Consider the following 14,981-nt stretch of genomic DNA (forward strand, 5'->3'; position numbering starts at 1 on the left):
TTTGAAGGAATCGCACATGAATTCAACGCATCAGTTTATTCGCTGTCATGATTTAGAAGTGCATGTTACCTGCTGGGGAGATTCATCGTCACCTGCGATAGTCATGTGGCATGGCTTAACCCGAACGGGACGCGATTTCGACGAGCTGGCTCGCGGATTAGCAAGAGATTATTACGTGATCTGTCCAGACACCATTGGAAGGGGGTTGTCGCAATGGAGTCAGCAACCTGAGCAACAATATGTGATTCCATTTTATGTACAACTGGCCAAGCAGCTATTACACGCTTTAGCGATTCAGTCCTGTGTGTGGATAGGTACTTCCATGGGTGGTTTAATTGGTATCCTTTTGGCGTCTGAGGAAAATACCCCAATAAAAGCCCTGCTCGTTAATGATGTAGGGCCTGAGCTGCCAAGAGAGGCCATTCAGCGTATCAGTGATTATATTGGCATTCAGCCAGTGTTCGATACCGTGACACAACTAGAGCAGTGGTTGAAATCGGTTTATGTCACTTTTGGCAAGAATAGTGAAGAGTTTTGGTGTCGTATGGCCATGACCTCGTCACGTCGACTCGCTGATGGGCGTATCACACTCCATTACGATCCAGCCATCACTAAGGGATTTAGTGTTCCTGATGAACAGGATGAGCAGCCGACGCTTTGGGCGCAGTGGCAGGCGATTAGCTGTCCTATCTTGATTGTTCGTGGCGAAAAGTCAGATCTTTTATCGCAGAAACAACTTGAGCAAATGTGCTTAAGTCAACCCAATGCACAAAAGGTCAGTCTTGCTGGTATCGGTCATGCACCCACCCTTGTTGATGATCAGCAACAGCAGTTTATCCATGATTGGTTAAAGAGTTTGCCAGCTTAGCTGATCAATGAGTAACTAATAAGGGCGGTATGGACCGCCCTTATGACTGTGATGAACAGATTAGTTCAGCATTTCAGCGACACGATCACGAAGTGCTGGATCGCTTTGCAGTGCTAAGGCAATTTCATTGTAAGTTTCAACTTCCATACCGGCTGCTTCAACCGCTTGAATCATCATTATGCTGGCTTCTTGTTGAAGCTGCGCTGCTTGCTCTTGATCAGAAGCGGCCTCTAAACGCGCAGAGTATTCAGCACGAACGGTGTCGAGATCACCTTGAACAGCGGCAAAGGTTTGCAAGTCTGTTTCAGTAAATTCAACTTGAGTTTGTTGAGCAGGCATGGGTGACTGTGCCTCATAGGCCATCACGTGTGAAGTGGCACCTAGGGTTAATAAACCGGTAATAGCAGCGGCAAGTAGTGTTTTCTTCATCTTTATAACTCCTTAGTTTGCATTTCAATAAGGTTAAAGCGAATGCCGTGCCAATTTTTCAATATTATTTATAAGTTACTAATAATTATGAATAAAGTTTTCATTTCGTGTCTTGGTGAGGGGTTTTATTGGTTGGCAAGATAGTGTGAATGTGTCAGTCTTGTGTGTCATATTGACTCATGTGCCAAAATATTAAGCTGAGTCGATGCTTGAATAAGACCGTCTGCAAAAGGTGAAATGTGCCATATCAATTATTGTCGGGAAACCTTCGCAGAGTGTTACTGGTTAGAGTGGCGCTACCGGTGTTAGTGATCTTGGCAATCATCCTATCTGCGGGGCAAATGCTTGTCAGTCACTTTATTGAAGAGCGCATGCAGCGTGATCTTCAGTTAGTCGCGCGTGCAGTTTATTTGCCAATCAGTCAGGCTATGGCTCGAAATGATTTAGAACAGATGCAAAACAATATGGCTTCTCTGTTCGGTATCACTGAAGTTTATGGTGCCTATCTATTTGATGCCGATGGAAACCCTGTGATCAGCTTTGGTGTGGTAAATCCTACGCAAGCACAAGCTGAAGATGCGCTATTAAAAACCTTATCTGGCGAATTCGATCAATATGAGCGTATTCGTGGACGAGATGTCTACTCCTTTTTTATGCCAATGTTTGATGAGTTTGGGCAACCTAACGGCTTGCTTCAAGTCACACGTCGCCATAGCGATATTGATCAGCAACTAAGACGACTGGCTTATGGATCTTGGGGAGGCTTTTTACTCACTAGCTTGCTAATTTTAGGTATCTTGGTACTGACCCATCAACGTGCAATTGGAAGGCCCTTAGATCGCATTCTTCGCAGTATTCAGCGTGTGGAGGCAGGAGAGCATCATCACCGGGCTTTTGAAGATGGGCCTAGTGAAATGCGTAAACTAGCATCAGGACTAAATGGTATGTTGGATGCTATCCAGCAGGCAGAAGCGCGAGAAGAACAGCAGCGCCTTGAGCGAGAAATGATCGCTGAACGTCTGCGCCAAACAGAAACGCTGGCGGCATTAGGACAGCTTTCGGCCGGTGTGGCACATGAGTTAGGTGCCCCATTGAGTGTCGTGGATGGTCGTGCCAGTCGTCTACAACGGCGTTTGACCGAGACTAAAGACCTTGATGAGTTACAGGATATTCGTCACCAAACGGCACGCATGACCTCAATAATTCAGCAACTCTTATCCTATGGGCGATCATCTCGCGCTAAGATCCGACAGTTAGATCTTTATGCCCTTGTCGCCAGAGCTCAGTCTTTAATTGAGGGCGAAGGTTTTCACGTGGAGCTGATTCCAGGCAACAAGGCGATGCTGCAAGGTGATTCGTTAAGCTTAGAACAGGCAATCATTAATTTGTTAAGAAATGCCTGCCAAGCCTGTCCAGAAGGGCCTGTCAAAATACACTGGTCAGTCGATGACAAGATTCATCTTATTATTGAAGATGGTGGCGCTGGCATCGATGCGAGCATTAAAGAACAGTTATTTGAACCCTTTGTGACGACTAAAATACCAGGGCAGGGGAGCGGGTTAGGCCTAGCTATCGTTAAAAGAATTGTTGAAGAGCATCAAGGGCGGATAGAAGTTCAGCAAAGTGAATTAGGCGGTGCGCGCTTTGAATTGATCTTCCCACTAGAAAAGGGTGAGTTATGAACCAGCGTGATAAAAAGTCAGCCCCAATTTTACTGGTGGAAGATGATCAGTCGCTATCTGCTTTGATTGTTGATGAACTCGAAGCAGAGGGATTTACTCTGCATGCGACCGATAATCTGATGCAAGCAAGGCAACAGTTAGAGCAATTGCAGCCTAGCATGGTGATTACTGACTTGCGTTTACCTGACGGTCACGGGATGCAGTTAGTTGAGCAAATCATCAAGCTGGATGAATCAATACGCCCTTCGATAATTGTGATCACCGCGTTTGGAAGTGTGCGACAGGCTGTTGAGGCTTTACAGGCTGGGGCCGATGACTTTTTAACCAAGCCCTTAGATTTGGATCATTTTCTGCTGAGTGTTGCCAAAGTATTGGAGCATCGGCGCGTACGTCATGAATTAAGTGCTTTTCGTCAGCTCTCCAAAAAGGATCATGCCTTTCATGGCATTATTGGCTCTAGTCGCGTTATGCGACATTTATATGATCAGATACGAGTAGTCGCTCGTGCACAAGGTCCAGTACTGATCAATGGTGAAAGTGGGACAGGTAAAGAGTTAGTGGCCCGAGCGCTGCACGCAGAAAGTGAGCGTCAAGAAGGCCCTTTTTTGGCAGTCAACTGTGCAGGCATCCCCTCAGAGCTGCTTGAAAGTGAGTTTTTCGGTCATGCCGCTGGCGCATTTACCGGAGCACAAAAGGCACGAAAAGGTTTGTTGCAAGAAGCACAAGGCGGTAGTTTACTGTTAGACGAAATAGGTGAAATGCCACTCGCACTTCAGGCGAAGCTGCTTCGAGCGTTACAAGATGGCTCGGTTCGTCCTGTGGGCCAAGATACAGAAGTGCAGGTTGATGTCAGGATTATTGCTGCGACTCATCGTGATTTAAAGCAAAAAGTGGCTGAAGGTAGTTTCCGCGAAGATTTTTACTATCGCCTAGAAACCTTTGCGATTCAGATACCACCGCTGCGTGATAGAGAGGGTGATTTGGAATTGCTGGCGCAGCAGTTTGTGCGTCAGCATGCCATCGCACAGAGTCGAGAAATTCATGGATTTAATGCAGTAGCCTTGGCCTTCATTCGCGCTTATAGTTTTCCAGGTAATGTACGTGAATTGCAAAATGTGGTGGAAAGAGCGGTAGCCTTTTGTGAATCTGAATGGATAGAACCTAGGCATCTTCCAACGCGTTTGCTGGATTCAGCACCCCTTCAAACGTCCAGCGTTGAGTCTTCTAGTATTGATGTCAGTTCAGTTGAATCATCTCAATCTAACGGAATGGAGCAGCGTTTGTTAGCTGGCAATAAACTACCGACTCTTGATGAGTTACAAAAGCGCTATGTGCAGATGGTTCTGGATGAGGTACAAGGTAATAAACGAAGAGCGGCGGCATTGTTAGGGATAGGCCGTAGAACCCTTTATCGTTGGCTGGATCAACCATGATCTGGGCAAAACAAATACAGACATTATTAGTGTTAATCTTACTACATGGCTTTGCGTTGCAGCTTGCAGCTGAAGAGATACATATCGGTATCTTGGATTGGCGAACGTTGGAGGATTTTGAGCAACACTGGCTACCTTCATTGCAAAGTCTTGAAACAGAAATGCCGGCACATCGTCTAGTGTTGCACGCGATGACGTTAGAAGAATTGAATAAGGCTTTAGCTGAACATCAGCTAGATTTTCTGATTACAAATCCCGGTCATTATGTGGCTCTATCAGCGCAATATGAGATTGCGCCCTTAGCACAGTTACAACACCTCAAAGAAGGGCTACCGCTGAATTATGTTGGTTCGGTGTTACTCACGCATCAAGGGCGTCAGGATCTTAATGAGTTTAGTGATCTAAAAGGTTTAAGGGTTGGTGCAGTCAGTTTAGAATCCTTTGGGGGTTATCAGCTGATGCTGGATACCTTGAATCAACATCATAATGACGTAAACCGTTGGGCTATCAACTGGAGTTTTACCGGTTTTCCAATGGATCAATTGGTTGAACGATTATTGCATGATGAGTTTGATGCCATTGTGTTACGCAGTTGTCTTGCCGAGGTCATGGCACTGGAAGGTAGTCTAGATTTAACCGCTTTGCGCCCCATCGGTGCTCAATCGATAGATGGCTATCCCTGTATGATCTCAACTCCTGTCTATCCTGGCTGGCCATTATTAAGAACAGCAAGAGCCAATGACACACTAGCGCGACAAGTATTAGCAGCCTTGATGAAATCTGACTCGGTGTTGATCGAGCAAGATGTGGTGCACTGGCAACCCCCTGTTTCTTATCAATCTGTTTACGATGTATTTGAACGTTTACGAATTGGCCCTTTTGCAGCTTTTCCTCATAACCCAATTCTACATTGGCTTTTAATTCATCGTTATTGGTTTTATGGAGCATTTACCCTTTTAATTCTGTTGGTGTTGCATAATATCCGTGCAGAGTATTTAGTGCGAAGAAGGACACATGAGTTAGAGTTGTCGCAGCAGCGTCATCGAGAAGCTGAGCAAACAGCGCAGCATCATCAAGATGAACTGCGTCATGCATCTCGTTTTACCCTAATGGGAGAGCTGGCAGCAGGGTTAGCACACGAGTTGAATCAACCGCTGACGGCGATTGCGAATTATGCGCGCGGATCAGTTAGGCATTTACAACGGGATAACCAAGATCTGTTGGATCGTCGCGTACAGTTAGTTGAAGCGTCTGAGCAGATCGCTAATCAGGCAGATCAAGCCGCAGCCGTGATACGTAATATCCGCACTTTTTTGAAAAAGGATGCAGGAGAGTATAGCTGGTTAGCCATCGTTCCTGTTGTTGAAGATGCCTTGCTCTTTTGTCAAACGCGCTTAAATCAAGCTCAAGTAAAACCCGATTTACAATTCTCCAGTCACTTGCCGGATATCTTTAGTCATCGTATTTATCTACTACAAATACTCGCCAACCTTATTACCAACGCTTTAGATGCCATGGTGGATGAGGAAGTGAGTCAGCGTGAGTTGCGTCTTTCTATCAGTCAAGATGTTGCTAATAATCGTCTGATTATTCAGCTGTTCGACCGTGGAAAGGGGATTGATGCTGGCATTGAAAAACATCTTTTTGAGCCCTTTATGACCACTCGGAAAGAGGGAATGGGATTAGGTTTATCGCTTAGCAGATCCTTAGCAGAAGCTTTGGGTGGTGAGCTAACCTTGATAAATCGTCAGGATGGTGGAGCTGTTGCAACATTAACCATACCTATTCAACAGCCGTTACAGGAGTCCATTGAATGCCGGGGATAATCCATATAGTTGATGATGAAGAAGCAGTTAGACGTTCATTAAGGTGGCTGTTGGAGTCTGTTGATCTTCAGGTTGAGGAATATGCAGATGCTGCCAGCCTTCTAACAAAAGCAGATCTACAGCAGTTAGGATGTGTGTTATTAGATATTCGTATGCCCGGTATGAGTGGCTTAGCCCTGCAAACGGAATTAATGGCAAGGGCACCCGCATTACCAGTAATTTTCATGACTGGTCATGGTGATGTGCCGATGGCGGTTCGTGCCATGAAGGCAGGAGCCTTTGATTTTTTTGAAAAGCCCTATAATGATCAGTTGCTGTTAGATACCGTTAGCCGAGCGTTAGAAAAGCATCAGCAGTACTTAACGGAACAAGCGCAACATTTACCTGTCGAACAGCGTAGAGCCAGTTTAACCCCACGAGAAGAGCAGGTGCTTTGCCTGCTTTTAGAAGGTGAGCCGAGTAAGCGAATAGCCTCTACACTGAACATTAGTGCTCGCACTGTCGATGTTCATCGACACCATATTATGACAAAAATGCAGGTTGATTCGTTAGCTGAGCTGTTACGCCTCTGTTTAGAGCGCTAAATCCAACTAAAGATTCCTTTAGACAAACAAGGATTTTACCAATAGTTTAAAAGCCGCTTAAAGCGTAAGGTTGTTTCAATTAACACACCAAGATGTGTTAGCTGAGGTGAGGAGCAACCTAACAATGAAAATCTTATCGCATATCCCCTTAATATCTGCCTGTATCACGCTGGGTTTTGCTGTTCAAGCAAACGCCATTGATGGTGATGCGACCCGTGGGCAAGCGGCTGCGGCAGTTTGTACTGCCTGCCATCAGGCAGATGGCAGTGGCATGTACATGCCCGGTGGTGAGTCATGGCCACGTCTTGCTGGTCTTGATGCCGCATATATCTATAAGCAACTCAAAGACTTTACTGAAGGTCAGCGTAAAAACGCATCAATGGCGCCTTTCGCGGCGATGCTGAATGATCAGCAAATGCGAGATGTGTCTGTTTACTACAGTGAAATGCCAGCAACGGCTGGAAAAGGTGGCGAGTCTGCCGATGAAGAGATGCTCAAATGGGGTCAAACGCTAGCCACAAATGGCGATTGGTCTCGCTATATTCCCTCTTGTCAGTCCTGTCATGGCCCTGACAATTTGGGTGCCGGTGAGCATTTCCCCGCTATCGCTGGTCAGCATTCCGGTTATATCGAAGCACAACTACTTGCATGGCAAAAAGAGACGCGTCAGAACGATCCGCAGCATTTGATGTTAGCGATCGCTGAGCGTTTAAGTCCTTATGATATTCAAGCCGTGTCTGCTTGGTTATCGATGCAGCCATCACAATAAGGAGCCTGTCATGTTAAATACCAAAATTATTTTTAGTGCCAGTGTTTTAGTTCTAGCCTTTAGTCAGGCTGCTCATACTGCAGAACCTCGCTTTCCAGTGAATTTTCCTGAACCTAAAGAAGGTGATTACGTTCACGTACCACCAACGCTGCAAGATCTAGAAGAAGCCTCTATTCACCCAGAGCTGAAGCGTGTGATTCGTCGTGGGCACGATCTATTCACGAATACTCAGCAGCTGAAAGGTGAAAATGTTTTCAATGATATGAACTGTTCCAGCTGCCATTTAGGTGATGGGGCTCAGCCTTTTTCAGCACCCGTATGGCCTGCTGCAGTAGTACTTCCTAATTTTAGGCCTAAAAATCAGCAAGTAAACAGTTTGGAAGAGCGCATAGCTGGTTGTTTCAGCTATTCGATGAACGGTGTGCCACCTGAGTATGGTAGTGATAACATGGTTGCTTTAGCCGCTTATCATCAATGGCTTGCTAAAGGCGTCCCTATTTATCAGGCGGGTAATAGCTTGTACGGGCGAGGCTATCCGATTGATGAACCTGAGCAAGAGCCATCTTATGCTCGAGGTAAAGAGCTGTATGAAGCTAACTGCAGTATTTGTCATGCTGACGATGGTGCCGGTTTAGCGGTAAGAGGTGAGGCTCAGTTCCCAGCGCTTTGGGGCGATGGTTCCTATAACTGGGGTGCAGGTATTATCCGTATCTTCACTATGGCAGGGTTTATCCATCAGAATATGCCTTTAGGACAACCGCACAGTATGGATGTTCAGGAGTCTTGGGACTTGGCTGCCTACATTAACAGTCAAGAGCGACCACAAGATCCACGTTACACGGGTGATGTACACGAAACTCGAGAGTTGTATTTAGAAACTTTCCATAAGCACAGTTATTACGGATTGGAAAAAGAAGGCCGTTTGTTGGGTGATCATATGGAATTAGGAAGAAAAGACTTCCTTAAGCCTGATGTACTTAGAGCGCGCACTTTTGAATAATCTTATTAGAAAAGGTTCTAAATTCCATTAGGCTTCTTTAGTTCGAAAGAAGTAGTAACATCCTCAGATCTCACCTAAGATTATTAAAGATAATAATTTTCGAGAACTGAGGATGTTTTCATTATGAAATCACAATGTTCCTCCCATATATTTTACTTGGCTCTATTCTTTCTTCTTTTCATCTCTTCCAATATCCATGCCAGTGAACTAAGAGTTTCAGGTGCAAGTACTATCTACCCCATTCTAGATTCGCTATCTTCATCACTCAGCACAAATGCCGGTACGGTGATGCAACTTTCTGGTGGTGGAAGTGGACGTGGTATCAGTGATGTTCGTGAGGGAGTATCAGATATTGGCATGGTCTCGCGGGGTTTAAGAGCAGATGAAATTCAAGATCTTCAATACACCACCATTGCATTGGATACCTTAGTATTTGTCGTTAATGATGCTAATCCACTCAAAGAGATAAATCATCAACAGTTAGTAAGCATTTATACTCGTCAGGTTTCTTGGGAGGAAATTAATAATTTTAGTTGGCCAGTAATATTAGTATCGAAAGAAATTGGCAGAAGCACTTTAGATTTATTTGAAGAGTTTACAGGCTTAACGAGTCCAGAAAGGCCGAATCCATCAGGAAGAACTATCGATAGTAATGCAGTGGTTATAGGATCAAATCTTGAAGCCTTAACTTTGGTTGGAGGGCTGCAAGGAGGTGTTGGTTACGTCTCACTTGGTGCTGCCGCATCGATGAGAGATGCAGGACTCCCTATTCGTATTTTATCTTTAAATGCTATAGAGCCCTCAGCTCAAACTATTAATTCGGGGCAGTATCCGATTCGACGAGAGTTGAATTTAGTATATCTCGAACGAACACCAGAAATAGATAGCCTGCTAAGATTGATTAGTTCACCTCAGGGACTTGAAGCAATCAGTAATGCAGGTTTTATTCCAACTGGAGGTCGCTAATGAAACTCTCTTTGATACAAAAAATAGCGATTCCATTTGTTTGCTTGGCAGTTGTGATTTCAATAGCTTTTGGAAGTGTTTACTGGATTACAGAACGTCAATTGTTAGCACTTGTTGATACTCGTGAGCAACTTAAACAAACAGAATCTGATATCAATCAGTTAGCAGCCGATATTCAAAGCGGCATACTCTCTTCAGATGAGAGTTACTTTATTTCGGTAGCAAAAAACTCAATCAATGTCGAAGGCCGAATAGCAAGACTAGAACGAATTGAGCCTGAAATTATGCAGGGGCTATTAAACCAGTATCATGAGTTTTTCTCGGGTATGGTCGCAGTGAGTTCTGTGTTTCTTGAGCAGCGATATGATGAGGGACAGGCAAGATTGATTGAACTCGTGCAGTTACGTGAATCAATTGGCGACACTGTTGAAAGGGCCACGGAAGCATTGAATGAGCGTTATCGAGCAATTTTACAATTTCTTAATCAAGTAATGCTAATGGCAATTATTTTGATGTTGTTCGTTCTAGCCGGTGTATTGTGGTTTATTAAATTGATTATGAAACCGATTTATCAAATGCGAAGCATGATGCAGCATATTGCAAGCGGAGCAGGTGATTTAACCCAGAGGCTAGAAATAAACTCTCGAGATGAGATTGGTGATATTGCCAATGCATTTAATAAAATGATGTCTTCACTGCGTGAATTGATTCGTGATGTGCAACAAGCCTGTACACAGATTGCTGCTGCAGCTGAACAACAAACTCAGGTATCAAAACAGACGGTTGAATACGCGTCATTACAACGTTCTCAAGCTGAACAAGCGGCTGTTGCTGTGCATGAAATGGCTGCAACTAGTCAAGACGTTTCAGGTAATACTCAGTTAGCCGCTGATGCGGCAAGAAACGGTCAGGAAACTGTCGATGCTGGTCGTCAACTAGTGCTTAAAGAAATGGATTCCATTCGAAATCTTGCAGATCAAATTGAACATGCGGCTTCCGTAATACGTGAGCTAGATGGACAAAGTCAGCAAATCGGTGGAGTGTTGCAAGTAATCCGCGATATTGCCGATCAGACGAACCTGCTGGCGTTAAATGCTGCTATCGAAGCGGCTAGAGCCGGTGATCTTGGTCGAGGTTTTGCTGTCGTTGCCGATGAAGTTAGAAATTTGGCAAACCGTACCCAGCTAGCGACTGTGGATATTGAAAAAACCGTTGATATTCTTCAAAAAGGAGCTTCTGATGCCGTTGCTGTGATGGCTCTTCAGCAGGATGAAGCTCATAAAGATGCCAAAATGGCAGAAAAAGTAATTGCTGCGTTAGATGGAATTCAGCAGGCGATACAACAGATTACTGATATGAATATACAGGTTTCTTCAGCGGCAGAAGAGCAAACTGCAGTGGCTGAAGAGATAGATCATAATGTCAGTAAAATTAATGAGGGAATTCACGAAATAGCGACAGGTAGTACACAGGTTGCAGAAGCTAGCGAGTCTCTTGCAATATTAGCTGAGAACTTAGATGTTAAAGTACGCCAGTTCAAAACTGAGTAGCTCATCCTATGGTTGAAGAGCGAACTTAGAAATGGACTGGCGCTCTATCTCTTAAGCTTCGCGCTTGTCCACCATAAAAGTCGCTTCGCCTGTCGCCACCACTTTATCACCAACAGTGACATCGGTACGTGCTTTGATGCGGCGACGAGTTGTATCAATATCTGTCACGGTAATGGTTGCTTTCGCCGTGTCACCGATAAAGACAGGTGCTTTGAACTTAATCTGCTGATCGATATAGATACAGCCAGGTCCAGGTAAGCGAGTGCCTGCCACGGTAGAGATTAATGCCGCACTGAACATACCGTGTACAATACGTTTTTTGAACATCGTGGTTTGCGCATATTCTTCATTGATATGCACAGGGTTGTTATCACCAGAAACACCTGCAAACAGGTAGACATCTGATTCTGAAATGGTTTTGGCATAGGACTCACTCATGCCGACTTCAAGATCTTCCAAGTAATATCCGTGGATTTCCTGCATTTTTATCTCCAACCTGTTATGTGTTGTAAAAATCGTTCAGTATAAGTGTAAGCGTAACCGATTTTGTGCTTATCAGATACGTTTAACGTGCTAGAATAAGTATAAACCCTAATGGCTAACAAGGTGATACTTCGTTGGACGATGTATCCTAGGTCAGCCAAACTAAGATTTGAAACCGAAAACGAGAAGGTAGAGTATGTCTGACTATAATGCTCCGGTAAAAGACATGAAGCTCGCGCTCAACCAAGTTGCGCGCATGACTGAACTGTCGTCTATGCCAGTTTACGAAGATGCATCAGCTGATATGGTTGAAGCGATTTTAGATGAAGCTGCCCGTGTTGCGCGTGATGTTATCGCACCCACTAACTGGGATGGCGATCAAAAAGGCGTCCAGTTAAAAGAAGGTGGCGTTGTTTGTCCCGAAAGTTTCCATGATGCCTATCACCAATATGCCGAAGGTGGTTGGGGATCGCTTCAGTTTGATCCAGAATTTGGTGGCCAAGGAATGCCTTACCTACTGTCTATTCCAGTCATGGAAATGTGGCAGTCAGCCAATATGGCGTGGGGTCTTTGCCCGTTGTTATCTCAAGGTGCGGTAGAGTGTTTGGCACTGAATGCAAGTGAAGAAGTTAAAACCACCTACTTACCTAAATTAATTAGCGGTGAGTGGGCGGGTACCATGAACTTGACGGAAGGTAATGCGGGCTCTGACCTTTCACAAGTTCGTTGTAAAGCTGAAAAAGATGGCGATGTTTTCCGTATTACTGGTGAAAAAATTTACATCACCTGGGGTGATCACAGCCTGACAGAAAACATCATTCACTTGGTATTGGCGCGTCTACCCGATGCTCCTGCCGGTGTTCGTGGTATTTCTTTGTTTGTTGTTCCTAAGTATTTGGTCAATGCAGATGGTTCCTTAGGCGAATACAATAACACCAAGCCATTGTCTTTAGAGCATAAGCTAGGTATCCACGCGAGCCCCACTGCAGTGATGGGTTTTGAAAACTCAGTAGGTTATCTGGTAGGTCAAGAGAATCGTGGTTTAGCCTGTATGTTCACCATGATGAACAATGCTCGTTTAGGTGTGGGTCTGCAGGGTGTTGCTATTGCAGAGCGTGCTTATCAACATGCACTGAACTTTGCTCATGATCGTATTCAAAGTCCTGCCGTAGGTTACAAAGAGCCAGGTCCTATCATTCGCCATGGCGATGTACGTCGTATGCTTTTGACCATGAAAGCCTTTACAGAAGCGGGTCGTGCATTAACTTATGATGCATGTGGCAGTATTGATTTCTCTCATCATGCTGCTGATGAGGGGGTTCGTGCACGTGAAAAAGCGCGTGCTGCTTTGTTAACCCCAGTGGTTAAAGGCTGGTGCACAGAGTTTGCTCAAGAAGTGACCTCAATTGGTGTACAGATTCATGGTGGTATGGGCTTTGTTGAAGAGGCGGGTGCAGCACAATTCTTCCGCGATGCACGTATTTTGCCAATCTATGAAGGCACCAATGGTATTCAAGCCATTGACCTAGTTGTGCGTAAAATCATTCTGGATAAGGGTGAAGCACTGACGCTATTGTTGGCTGAAATGCGCGAAACTGTTGCCGCAGGTGGTGAGTTTGCAGAGCTTGCAGCTGATTTAGGTGAAGCGATTCTGGTGGTTGAACAAGCACGTGACGATCTATTGGCGGGTGCGGGTGAAGATCCTCAGTTACCCGGTGCAGTAGCGCATAATTTTATGATGCTATTAGGCACTGTTGCAGGTGGTTGGGAAATGTTGCGTCAAGCTGAAGCTGCTAAAAAGCTTCAAGCTGAGGGCGAAGATGATGCATTCCTAGAAGCCAAACAGGTCACTGCACGTTTCTACTTCGAGCAGATTCTTCCTCGCTATCTCGGCTATGCACGCATGGTCAAAGCGGGTAGTGCCACCATCACTGAGATGTCTGACGACCAGTTCGCCACCGCTTGGTAATATCTGCGCACTAAGATGTCGATCTAAACTTGGCCAAGTGACCACCCTAGGTAGTCACTTGGCTTTTCTGTCTTCTGCCTTCATCATCTAGTTTTTGTAAATTAATAAACCGTCTGACCTTGTCGAGATGGACAAGCTTAATGAACCTTTAATCCATTCTGTGATAAGCTAATCCCATTCTTAAACCCTAGCTGAAAGATAGCGATTCCTATGATTATTAAGCCTAAAATTCGTGGTTTTATCTGTACCACAACGCATCCGGTTGGCTGTGAGGCCAATGTTCAAGAGCAAATCAATTTTACCCGTTCACAGCCTAAAGTGGATGGTCCCAAGCGTGTGTTGGTGATTGGTTCTTCCAGCGGCTATGGCATGTCTTCTCGTATAGCGGCAGCCTTTGGCAGTGATGCTGCGACGATTGGTGTGTTTTTTGAAAAGCCTGGCTCTGAAAAGAAAACCGGTACAGCAGGATGGTACAACGCCGCTGCTTTTGATCGTTTGGCACATGAAGCTGGGCTTTACGCCAAGAGTATCAATGGCGACGCCTTCTCTCATGAAGCGAAACAAAAAGTCATTGAGTTAATCCAAACTGATTTAGGCCAGATAGATCTCGTGGTTTATTCACTCGCCTCTCCTGTGCGGAAGTTGCCTGATACGGGTGAAGTGATTCGTTCGGTATTGAAACCGATTGGTGAGCCATATCGCTCCACCGCCATCGATACCAATAAAGACTGCATCACCGAAGCGGAAATCGAACCTGCCACTCAAGAAGAAGTGGATGCGACCATAAAGGTGATGGGTGGTGAAGATTGGCAACTTTGGATTGATGCCTTAGCGGATGCGGGTGTATTGGCTGAAGGTTGCAAAACCGTTGCTTACAGCTATATCGGCACCGATATTACCTGGCCGATCTACTGGCACGGTGCATTAGGTAAAGCGAAACAGCATCTCGATGAAACTGCTCTTACATTGAACAGCAAATTGTCATCTATGGGTGGTCAGGCAAACGTAGCAGTACTTAAATCGGTTGTTACGCAAGCCAGTTCTGCGATTCCAGTGATGCCTTTGTACCTGTCTATGGTTTTCAAAGTCATGAAAGAGCAGGGTTTGCATGAGGGCTGTATGGATCAGGTCTGGCGCTTGTTCAGTACCGGTCTTTATGGCACAGGTGCACAGATGGATGATGCCAACCGCTATCGTTTGGATGATTGGGAACTTCGTGATGATGTTCAGTCAGCTTGCCGTGATCTATGGCCGCAAGTAACGACAGAAAATCTGTTTGAGTTGACCGATTATGCGGCTTACAAAGCGGAGTTTTTAAAGTTGTTTGGTTTTGGTATCGCAAATATCGACTATGATCAGGATGTTAGCCCTGAAGTCGCGTTTGATGTTGTAGAGCTCAGTTAAACTGGCTTCTTTCATTTG

13 protein-coding genes are annotated in these 14,981 nt (G+C 45.1%); 11 read left to right on the top strand and 2 right to left on the bottom strand.

Annotation, left to right across the window (positions count from 1 at the left end; genetic code table 11):
* The first annotated feature begins 16 nt into the window (after positions 1-16).
* Entirely contained in the window at positions 17-868 is an 852-nt protein-coding gene (locus tag F7R24_RS03160; protein ID WP_151669785.1) for an alpha/beta fold hydrolase, read from the top strand.
* Positions 869-928: 60 nt separating this feature from the next.
* Here F7R24_RS03160 and F7R24_RS03165 read toward each other — a convergent pair whose 3' ends face one another.
* Positions 929-1,297 carry a DUF4168 domain-containing protein gene (locus F7R24_RS03165; protein ID WP_151669786.1) on the bottom strand — a complete coding sequence of 123 codons (369 nt, stop codon included), beginning with the start codon at positions 1,295-1,297 and terminating at the stop codon, positions 929-931.
* A gap of 239 nt (positions 1,298-1,536) precedes the next feature.
* On the opposite strand from F7R24_RS03165, the gene F7R24_RS03170 reads away from it, so the two are divergent.
* The 8 genes from F7R24_RS03170 to F7R24_RS03205 all read left to right on the top strand — a co-directional run bounded on the left by F7R24_RS03170 (position 1,537) and on the right by F7R24_RS03205 (position 11,107).
* Positions 1,537-2,979, top strand: a complete 1,443-nt coding sequence (locus F7R24_RS03170; RefSeq protein WP_206057462.1) for a sensor histidine kinase — start codon at positions 1,537-1,539, stop codon at positions 2,977-2,979.
* Positions 2,976-4,412, top strand: coding sequence for a sigma-54-dependent transcriptional regulator (locus F7R24_RS03175; protein WP_151669787.1), 1,437 nt, complete (start codon positions 2,976-2,978; stop codon positions 4,410-4,412). Before F7R24_RS03170 ends, F7R24_RS03175 begins: the two co-directional genes overlap by 4 nt.
* The gene (locus F7R24_RS03180) at positions 4,409-6,238 is read left to right on the top strand and encodes a sensor histidine kinase (protein WP_151669788.1); all 1,830 of its coding nucleotides are present in this window, start codon (positions 4,409-4,411) and stop codon (positions 6,236-6,238) included. The genes F7R24_RS03175 and F7R24_RS03180 overlap by 4 nt, the downstream gene beginning before the upstream one ends.
* Positions 6,226-6,822: a response regulator transcription factor gene (locus F7R24_RS03185; protein WP_151669789.1), complete on the top strand. Its 597-nt coding sequence runs from the start codon at positions 6,226-6,228 to the stop codon at positions 6,820-6,822. Before F7R24_RS03180 ends, F7R24_RS03185 begins: the two co-directional genes overlap by 13 nt.
* A gap of 124 nt (positions 6,823-6,946) precedes the next feature.
* Positions 6,947-7,591 carry a c-type cytochrome gene (locus tag F7R24_RS03190; RefSeq protein ID WP_151669790.1) on the top strand — a complete coding sequence of 215 codons (645 nt, stop codon included), beginning with the start codon at positions 6,947-6,949 and terminating at the stop codon, positions 7,589-7,591.
* Positions 7,592-7,601: 10 nt separating this feature from the next.
* Positions 7,602-8,591 carry a c-type cytochrome gene (locus tag F7R24_RS03195; RefSeq protein WP_151669791.1) on the top strand — a complete coding sequence of 330 codons (990 nt, stop codon included), beginning with the start codon at positions 7,602-7,604 and terminating at the stop codon, positions 8,589-8,591.
* 123 nt (positions 8,592-8,714) lie between these two features.
* The gene (locus F7R24_RS03200; RefSeq protein WP_151669792.1) at positions 8,715-9,557 is read left to right on the top strand and encodes a substrate-binding domain-containing protein; all 843 of its coding nucleotides are present in this window, start codon (positions 8,715-8,717) and stop codon (positions 9,555-9,557) included.
* The gene (locus F7R24_RS03205; protein ID WP_151669793.1) at positions 9,557-11,107 is read left to right on the top strand and encodes a methyl-accepting chemotaxis protein; all 1,551 of its coding nucleotides are present in this window, start codon (positions 9,557-9,559) and stop codon (positions 11,105-11,107) included. Before F7R24_RS03200 ends, F7R24_RS03205 begins: the two co-directional genes overlap by 1 nt.
* 51 nt (positions 11,108-11,158) lie before the next feature.
* Here F7R24_RS03205 and F7R24_RS03210 read toward each other — a convergent pair whose 3' ends face one another.
* Positions 11,159-11,590 carry a MaoC family dehydratase gene (locus F7R24_RS03210; RefSeq protein WP_151669794.1) on the bottom strand — a complete coding sequence of 144 codons (432 nt, stop codon included), beginning with the start codon at positions 11,588-11,590 and terminating at the stop codon, positions 11,159-11,161.
* Between the two features lie 196 nt (positions 11,591-11,786).
* Between F7R24_RS03210 and F7R24_RS03215 the strand changes: the two genes are divergently transcribed.
* Both F7R24_RS03215 and fabV read left to right on the top strand, forming a co-directional pair.
* Positions 11,787-13,559, top strand: a complete 1,773-nt coding sequence (locus tag F7R24_RS03215) for an acyl-CoA dehydrogenase C-terminal domain-containing protein (RefSeq protein ID WP_151669795.1) — start codon at positions 11,787-11,789, stop codon at positions 13,557-13,559.
* A 210-nt stretch (positions 13,560-13,769) separates the two neighbouring features.
* Positions 13,770-14,963 carry an enoyl-ACP reductase FabV gene (gene fabV / locus F7R24_RS03220; protein ID WP_151669796.1) on the top strand — a complete coding sequence of 398 codons (1,194 nt, stop codon included), beginning with the start codon at positions 13,770-13,772 and terminating at the stop codon, positions 14,961-14,963.
* Positions 14,964-14,981 lie beyond the last annotated feature (18 nt).

Origin of the sequence: Nitrincola schmidtii (assembly GCF_008973715.1) — a bacterium.
GTDB classification, from domain to species: domain Bacteria; phylum Pseudomonadota; class Gammaproteobacteria; order Pseudomonadales; family Balneatricaceae; genus Nitrincola; species Nitrincola schmidtii.